This window comes from Asaia sp. SF2.1, assembly GCF_000505765.1.
Lineage (GTDB): Bacteria > Pseudomonadota > Alphaproteobacteria > Acetobacterales > Acetobacteraceae > Asaia > Asaia bogorensis.
Genome location: NZ_AYXS01000012.1, coordinates 221,875 through 229,391, shown reverse-complemented (window position 1 = coordinate 229,391; position 7,517 = coordinate 221,875). Strand labels below are relative to the sequence as shown.

7 protein-coding genes and 1 pseudogene are annotated in these 7,517 nt (G+C 60.4%); 6 read left to right on the top strand and 2 right to left on the bottom strand.

From position 1 onward, the window contains the following. The 3 genes from yidC to argB form a co-directional block, all read left to right on the top strand. Positions 1-1,545 (top strand): membrane protein insertase YidC (yidC, locus tag P792_RS0118855; protein ID WP_031240650.1); only part of this gene is annotated, 1,545 nt, incomplete at its 5' end. After that, on the top strand, positions 1,542-2,219 hold the full coding sequence (gene yihA / locus P792_RS27395; RefSeq protein ID WP_031240647.1) for a ribosome biogenesis GTP-binding protein YihA/YsxC: 678 nt from the start codon (positions 1,542-1,544) through the stop codon (positions 2,217-2,219). The genes yidC and yihA, both read left to right, overlap by 4 nt. After that, a complete protein-coding gene (gene argB, locus P792_RS27390; protein ID WP_031240645.1) occupies positions 2,216-3,139 on the top strand; it encodes an acetylglutamate kinase in 924 nt (307 codons plus the stop codon). The genes yihA and argB overlap by 4 nt, the downstream gene beginning before the upstream one ends. Here the strand turns inward: argB and P792_RS27385 are convergent, their stop codons facing one another. Next, on the bottom strand, positions 3,140-4,165 hold the full coding sequence (locus P792_RS27385; protein WP_081866677.1) for a diguanylate cyclase domain-containing protein: 1,026 nt from the start codon (positions 4,163-4,165) through the stop codon (positions 3,140-3,142). Positions 4,166-4,376: 211 nt separating this feature from the next. On the opposite strand from P792_RS27385, the gene dapD reads away from it, so the two are divergent. The 3 genes from dapD to P792_RS27370 are packed head-to-tail and all read left to right on the top strand — an operon-like array spanning position 4,377 to position 6,972. Continuing rightward, complete coding sequence (gene dapD, locus P792_RS27380) at positions 4,377-5,207, top strand: 2,3,4,5-tetrahydropyridine-2,6-dicarboxylate N-succinyltransferase (RefSeq protein ID WP_023978513.1); 831 nt, start codon at positions 4,377-4,379, stop codon at positions 5,205-5,207. A 2-nt stretch (positions 5,208-5,209) separates the two neighbouring features. Next, positions 5,210-6,340: a succinyl-diaminopimelate desuccinylase gene (dapE, locus tag P792_RS27375; RefSeq protein WP_031240641.1), complete on the top strand. Its 1,131-nt coding sequence runs from the start codon at positions 5,210-5,212 to the stop codon at positions 6,338-6,340. After that, the gene (locus P792_RS27370; protein WP_051395857.1) at positions 6,337-6,972 is read left to right on the top strand and encodes a hypothetical protein; all 636 of its coding nucleotides are present in this window, start codon (positions 6,337-6,339) and stop codon (positions 6,970-6,972) included. The genes dapE and P792_RS27370 overlap by 4 nt, the downstream gene beginning before the upstream one ends. A gap of 28 nt (positions 6,973-7,000) precedes the next feature. Here P792_RS27370 and P792_RS27365 read toward each other — a convergent pair. After that, positions 7,001-7,517 (bottom strand): annotated as a pseudogene (locus P792_RS27365) (tRNA pseudouridine synthase A); the annotation flags it as partial.

The following is a 7,517-nucleotide window of genomic DNA, read 5'->3' as shown; positions in this document are numbered from 1 at the left end:
CGCATTGCCATTGAGGGGCCGGATGCAACCGGATCCTTCAGCCTGCGCGGGGCCCGTTTCGACAATCTGGTGCTCACGCATTATTTTGAGACGCTGGACAAGAACTCGCCGCTCGTTCGCCTCCTGGAAACGGATGAAGGGCCGCAGCCGAGCTTTGTCGAACTGGGCTGGCAGGCGCCATCAGGCTCCACGATACGCCTACCGGATGCCAATACCGACTGGTCGAGCGATGACAAGACGCTCTCGCCCGACCACCCGGTTTCCATGCAGTGGGATAACGGTCAGGGTCTGATTTTCCGAATTCAGATCAAGCTTGATCGTCGCTATCTTTTCGCGATCACCCAGAGTGTCGAGAACAAGGCCGGTGGGCCGGTTTCTCTCACGCCCTATCAGCGCGTCGAGCGTGATTACAAGCCGCTCGAGACTGGCGGTATGATCGTGCAGGAAGGCCCGCTTTCGGTCATCAATGACCGTCTGGACGAGGAATCCTACAAGACCATGCGCAAGGGCGCTGGCAAGCCCGACAACACCGCCTGGTCGGCTGATGGCGTGGGTGGCTGGGCCGGTATCACCGACAAGTACTGGCTGACGGCCATTATCCCCGACCAGAAAGCTGCGGTGACCGTACGGTATCGCTACGTGCCCAATGCCAAGGAAGGCTCATATATTGTCGATACGCTCTCGAGCCAGCCGATCCAGATCGCGCCGGGTTCGAATGTTGCCACGACAAGCATGATTTTTGCCGGTGCGAAGGAAGTCAATCTTCTCGATCAGTACACCGACGATCTGCATATTCCCTATTTCTACAAGGCCGTGGATTTCGGCTGGTTTGCGTTCCTGACGCGCCCGATGTTCCATGTGCTGCACTGGCTCTACAGTCATGTCGGCAATTTCGGCATCGCCCTGCTGATCCTGACCCTGATCATCAAGCTGATCCTTTACCCCCTGGCGACGAAATCCTTCGCCTCGATGGCGCGTATGCGCACGCTGGCCCCCCGTATCCAGGCCATTCGTGAGCACAACAAGGGCGATCAGCTGGCGCAGAACCAGCAGATCATGGCGCTTTACAAGGAAGAGGGTGTCAATCCGGCGGGTGGCTGTCTGCCGCTGCTTGTTCAGGCCCCGGTCGCGTTCTGCCTATACAAGGTGCTGAACATCACCATTGAGATGCGTCACGCGCCCTTCTATGGCTGGATCCGCGATCTGTCAGCGCCCGACCCGACCACCATTTTCAATCTGTTTGGCCTTCTGCCGTTCAATCCGAGCTTTATGCCCGAGATGCTCCATATCGGCATCTGGCCCATCCTGTTCGGCTTCACCATCTGGCTGATGCAGCGTCAGAGCATGGTGAGCATGGACCCGGCTCAGCAGAAGATCATGCAGTTCATGCCGGTCATCTATACGATCTTCCTTGGTCGTATCTCGGCAGGCATCATCATTTACTACACATGGAACAACGTCCTCAGCTATGGTCAGCAGAAGCTGATCCAGAGCCAGATCGATCGTGCCCAGAAGAAAGGCGGAAAGGCCGTCAGCAAGTCGTGAGCCAGAAAGAAGATCCGACAGTCTTCAGTGACGAGCAGATCGAGGAAGGTCGTCTGCTTTTCGCATCGGAATGCGAATTCTTTTTCGGTGCGCAAAAGCTCGACCAGCTTCCCCCGCTTGCCGGTCCGGAAGTGGCCTTTGCCGGTCGCTCCAATGTAGGCAAGTCAAGCCTCATCAACGCCCTGACCGGACGTAACAGGCTGGCCCGCGCCTCTTCCGAGCCGGGGCGCACCAAGCAACTCAACTTCTTCAATCTTGGCGATCGTCTCGCTCTGGTGGACATGCCGGGCTATGGCTTTGCCAAGGCGGCCAAATCGGTCAAGGAAGAATGGCAGACCATGATGTTTGCCTATCTGCGCGGACGCCCGACGCTCACGCGCGTCTTTCTGCTGCTCGACTCCCGTATCGAGCTGAAGCAGGCAGATCGCGACGTGATGGAAATGCTCGACCGCGCCGCAGTGCTGTTTCAGGTCGTACTGACCAAGGCAGACTCGATGGGGTCGAACAAGCTCAAGGCCAAGATGGCCGAGGTGCAGGCCGTGCTGGCCAGACATGCCGCGGCCTATCCACATATCGCGACCACAAGCAGCGAGACCGGACTGGGCATCGAGACATTGCGTGCCGAGATCGCCCGGCTTATCGCTGGTGCGTCACCTGAGGGGATGCAGGGATGAGTAAGGATATCCCGGAGCTGACGCTTCCGGACATGAGTGATGAGGGGCAGCAGCAGGCGGCTCTTTTGGCCAGCGCATTGCCGTTTCTGCGGCGCTATGCGGGCGATACCATTGTCGTGAAATATGGCGGAAACGCCATGGGCAAGGATCATCTGTCCAGCGCTTTCGGGCGCGATATTGCCCTGCTGAAGCTCGTGGGCATCAACCCCATCGTTGTGCATGGCGGCGGCCCGCAGATCAGCGCCATGCTCAAGCGCCTGAACATCGAATCCCGCTTTGTCGATGGCCTGCGCGTGACCGATCAGGCTGCGATCGACGTGATCGAGATGGTGCTTTCGGGCAGTGTCAACAAGCAGGTGGCCGACCTCATCAATCGCGCCGGGGCTCTGGCTGTCGGCATTTCGGGCAAGGATGGTGGCCTGCTGCAGGCGCGCAAGCTCCTGCATTACTGCCGCGATGCCCGCTCGGGCAATGATGAGGCGCAGGATCTCGGTTTTGTGGGTGAGCCCGTCAAGATCGACCCCCGCGTTCTGTTTTCCCTGCTGGGTTCGGGGCTTATTCCTGTCATCGCACCGGTTGGCGTAGGCGATAAGGGCGAGACCTATAATATCAATGCCGACACGGCGGCTGGTGCCATCGCTGGTAGCGTCAATGCGTCGCGCCTGCTGATGTTGACCGATGTGGCGGGTGTGCTTGACGAAAATGGCAAGCTCATTCCCGAACTGACGGCTGATGAGGCGCGTCGCCGCATTGCCGACGGGTCGATATCGGGTGGCATGATTCCAAAGGTCGAGACCTGTCTCGCTGCGGTCAAGGCAGGTGCCAGTGCGGCTGTGATCCTCGACGGTCGTGTGCCTCATGCCTGCTTGCTGGAGCTTTTCACGCATAAGGGATCAGGCACGCTCATCCGCGCCGCCTGATCACGCGCTTTCATGCGCGAAGTACCAGTCCAGGTTTGCCTCCTGGGCAATCGAGAGAGCCATGCGGGCTCTCTCGAAAAACACATCGAGCGTATCATGCGATCCTGGCTCACGCGTCACGAGCCCGATCTTGACCGAAACAAGCGGATTGGCGCCGGCTGAGCACATATATTTACGACGGCAGATCTGTTCGGCCCGCTCGACCGAGGCAAAGCGGTCTCCGCCATCGAGCCAGAGAACAAAGCTTTCACGATCCAGCTGTCCCATCAGATCTGTCGGGCGTATGGCGCGTTGGAGAAAACTGATGGCGTCACGCACATGGGCGATCTGTTCCACAGCTTCATCGGCCTCGACCGTTTCGCTGGGTGTGTCAAGCAAGCCATGGAAACTTACGAGCATGAGCGTGGCCGGGATCTGCTCGCGGTCCAGCCGTGCAAAACGCCGCTCAACCTTTTCTCGAAACAGCGACCAGACTGGCAGATGGGTCAGCGGGTCGAAGGGAAGGGCACGTAGGAGCGCACGATAGCGATGATCCACCTCGATCATGGCCGCCGCGGTCTGCGCCAGCGTGTTGAGGATACGGCGGCACGATGCCGTGCGCCGGCGCGACATGCGACACCCATAATAGACGACAAGGCCAATCTCTCCCTGATGGCGTATCTCCGCAATGGCCCGCAGACAAAGATTGGTTGTGGTTCTGATGCCGCCCAGACGGCTGCGGAAATCGCCGTCGCGTATCGGCCACGAGTGGAGGATATGGATTTGCGGTTCAGTGGGCGGCGGTATGACGAGAGGGCCTGAGCTCATGATCAGACCGCGCTCTGGGCGCGTGACGAGGCAAAAATGGTCGAAAGCCTGTTTCAGTCCGTCCGGAACCGATATGGCAGAGCGGAGGATTTCGAGAAGTCTGGCTTCAAGAGCTGCCTCTTCTGCATGAGGGTTTTGTCTGCGGCGTGGGGAGGGGAAGGCGCGTGACAGGCGGATACGAGCCGAGCGCATGATGTCGGAAAAAAGGGCGTCCATCATGATTGTTCCTGGAACCGGGGGGTGGCCTGTCAGGCCAGCAGCGAGAGACCGAAATTGATAGCAGGGCTTTATCGGTGACGGCTCGCATTGACTATAAGCCGGGGTATTTAATTACTCCTTAACGCATCGTTTGCGGAAGATTCGTTGACTTCCGGGTGCGTCCTGAGCATGGTCCGCTCACTCGAGTAACCCTGTCAAAGGATGGCTGATAATGCCTGTTTCCGATCTCCGCACCGTGATCGACTCCCTATGGGAGCGTCGTGACACGCTCAACGCCCATACGGAAGGTGAGGCGCGTGAGGCGATCGAACAGGCCCTGACATCACTCGATGAGGGCAAGCTGCGCGTGGCCGAACCCACGGATGGTGGCTGGGTTGTCCATGAGTGGCTCAAGAAGGCGGTGCTGCTTTCCTTCCGTATTACGGATAGCCGCGTGGCTGAACGTGCCTGCGGAGGCGTTCCCGGCTTTGACAAGGTACCCCTGAAGTTCGACGGCTGGGACCAGTTCCGCTTTGCAGAGGCCGGGTTCCGCGCCGTGCCGGGCGCCATCGTGCGTCGCTCGGCCTATATCGCTCCCGGCGTGGTGCTGATGCCAAGCTTCGTCAATGTCGGGGCGCGCGTTGATAGCGGCACGATGGTTGACACCTGGGCCACCGTGGGCTCCTGCGCCCAGATCGGCAAGAACGTCCATATCAGCGGCGGTGCCGGTATTGGCGGCGTGCTTGAGCCGCTCCAGGCGGCCCCTGTGATCATCGAGGATGATTGCTTTATCGGCGCGCGTTCCGAAGTGGCCGAAGGCGTGGTTGTCGAGCGCGGCTCCGTGCTCTCCATGGGTGTGTTCATTGGTGCGTCCACCAAGATTGTCGATCGTGCCACCGGCGAGATCTTCATGGGTCGTGTGCCGGCCTATTCCGTCGTTGTGCCGGGCACGCTGCCGGGCCGTACCCCCGATGCGCCGCATCTGGCCTGCGCCGTCATCGTCAAGCGGGTGGATGAGCGCACGCGCTCCAAGACCTCCATCAACGAATTGCTGCGCGACTGATTGTGCCGCTCGATGCCGTGACCCTGGCGGGCCAGCTGATTGCCTGCCGTTCCGTAACCCCGGCGGATGACGGGGCGATGGATGTCCTGTCCCGCACGCTTGAGGGGATGGGCTTTACCTGCGAGCGGGTCGACTGCGGCCCGGAGGGCGAGCGCACGCCCAATCTCTTTGCACGGTTTGGCGCGTCGGGGCCGCATCTCTGCTTTGCAGGACATACTGATGTTGTGCCGCCTGGCCCAGGCTGGGTGCATGACCCGTTTGGTGCCCAGCACGCTGATGGCATGCTCTACGGGCGTGGTATTGCCGATATGAAGGGCGGCATCGCCGCCTTTGTAGGGGCTGTCGCCTCTTTGCTGGTCGAGCGTCCGCTCAAGGGGTCTGTCAGCTTTCTGATCACAGGGGACGAGGAAGGGCCGGCACTGCACGGCACAAAAGAAGTCCTCCCCTGGATGGTGGCGCATGGGCATCGTCCCGATTTCTGCCTTCTGGGTGAGCCCACCAACCCCGCCCGCATGGGTGAGGTAATCAAGATCGGGCGTCGTGGCAGCCTCAATGCCTGGATCACCGTCGAGGGTGTGCAGGGGCATGTGGCCTATCCGCATCTCGCAGATAATCCGGTGCATCGCCTGCTGCCGATACTGAGCGAATTGACCGGGCGTGTGCTGGATGAGGGTAATGAGCATTTTGCGCCATCATCGCTGCAGGTTGTCAGTGTCGATGTCGGCAATCAGGCGACCAATGTCATTCCTGCCAGGGCCACGGCGCTGCTGAACATTCGGTTCAATACGGCCCACAAGGGGGACGATCTGGTTGCCTGGATCAGGGAGGTGGTTGCGCGTCATGCGCCTGCCGGTCATGTCGAGGCCAGCATCAGCGGTGAAGCGTTCCTGACCACACCCGGTGCGCCCGTCGAAGCCCTCTCCAGTGTCATCGCCCGTCATACGGGGCGTGTGCCTGCCCTCGATACAGGCGGCGGCACGTCCGATGCGCGGTTTATCGCGTCCTATTGCCCTGTGGCGGAATTCGGTCTTGTCGGTGCGACCATGCATAAGGCAGACGAATGTGTGGCGATTGCCGATCTGGAAATGCTTGTCCTGATCTATCGTGATTTTCTTGAGGCCTTCGGATTGTGACACCCGGTTCAACTCCTCCGGCGGAAACACCTGGTGGTGCCGCAACACGGATCATTCGTGGCGTGGTGCGTCTGGGCCGGGGCAAGGCCGAAGGGATCGAGTCTTTCGGCAATACGCCTGAAGCTCTTCTCTCGGCGATTGCACCGAGTGCCGCCCTTTTTCTGGTTCTGGCCCTGTCGCAATTCGTGCAGGGATATGATGCCACTGAGGTCACCAAGGTTCTGATCCTGATCACGGCGCTGCTGCTGCGTCTCGTGGTTTCCCAAGCTTTGGCTTCGGTCTGGGGGAAGGCGGAGGGCTGGTTGCGCTACGCTACGGCATTGCTGTGGTCAGCATGGCTGCCGATGGTGTTATCTCTGGTGGTGTTGAGCATCGCGCAGATCATCATGCCCGGTATCGTGACATCACGCCCTGCGCTGGCTGTCATCATGATTGGTATCGAGGCCTATGAGTTCTGGCTCTCATGGTTCGTGGCCAAATCCGGCCTGGGGCTCAAGGGCGGCAGGGCGGCACTGCTTGTCGTTGTGGTGAACCTCGCTGTGGCGTCGCTCTATCTCATCGCCATTGCGCTTCCGCCGCATTACAACGCGCTCAAGGAACTGATGGGTCCGCTGCCCAAACCGCATCCCTGATCGCCTGAGCCCCTGCGCAGGGCAGGGCTCAGGTGAACGGGTCCAGCTCGTAGCCTACACCGATCAAGCACAGGCCATCCGGCGGGGCTGTGGGGCCAGCGACACGCCGGTCGCAGGATTCGAGAACGTCACGGATACGGGCGACCGGCCACTGGCCGCTACCGACAAGCTGCAACGAACCCGCCAGATTGCGTACCTGATGATGCAAAAAGGACCGTGCCTCCACGTCCAGCCGCACAAACGTCCCCTCACGGGTGACATCCAGCCGGTCCAGCGTGCGGATCGGGCTGCTCGCCTGACAGGATGCGGCTCTGAACGATGAGAAATCGTGCCGCCCCAGCAGGCTCTGGGCTGCCTCATGCATCGCCCCGGCATCGAGGGGGCGCCGTACATGCCATACGTGATTGAGGTCGATCACCGGGCGGGTAGGGCGGTTGAGAATGGTGTAGCAATAGCGACGCGAGATGGCGGAGAACCGCGCGTGCCAGCCCGGGCGTGCCTGTGCCGTCTCCAGGATCGCCACGCGATGCGGCTTGAGGTGAAAG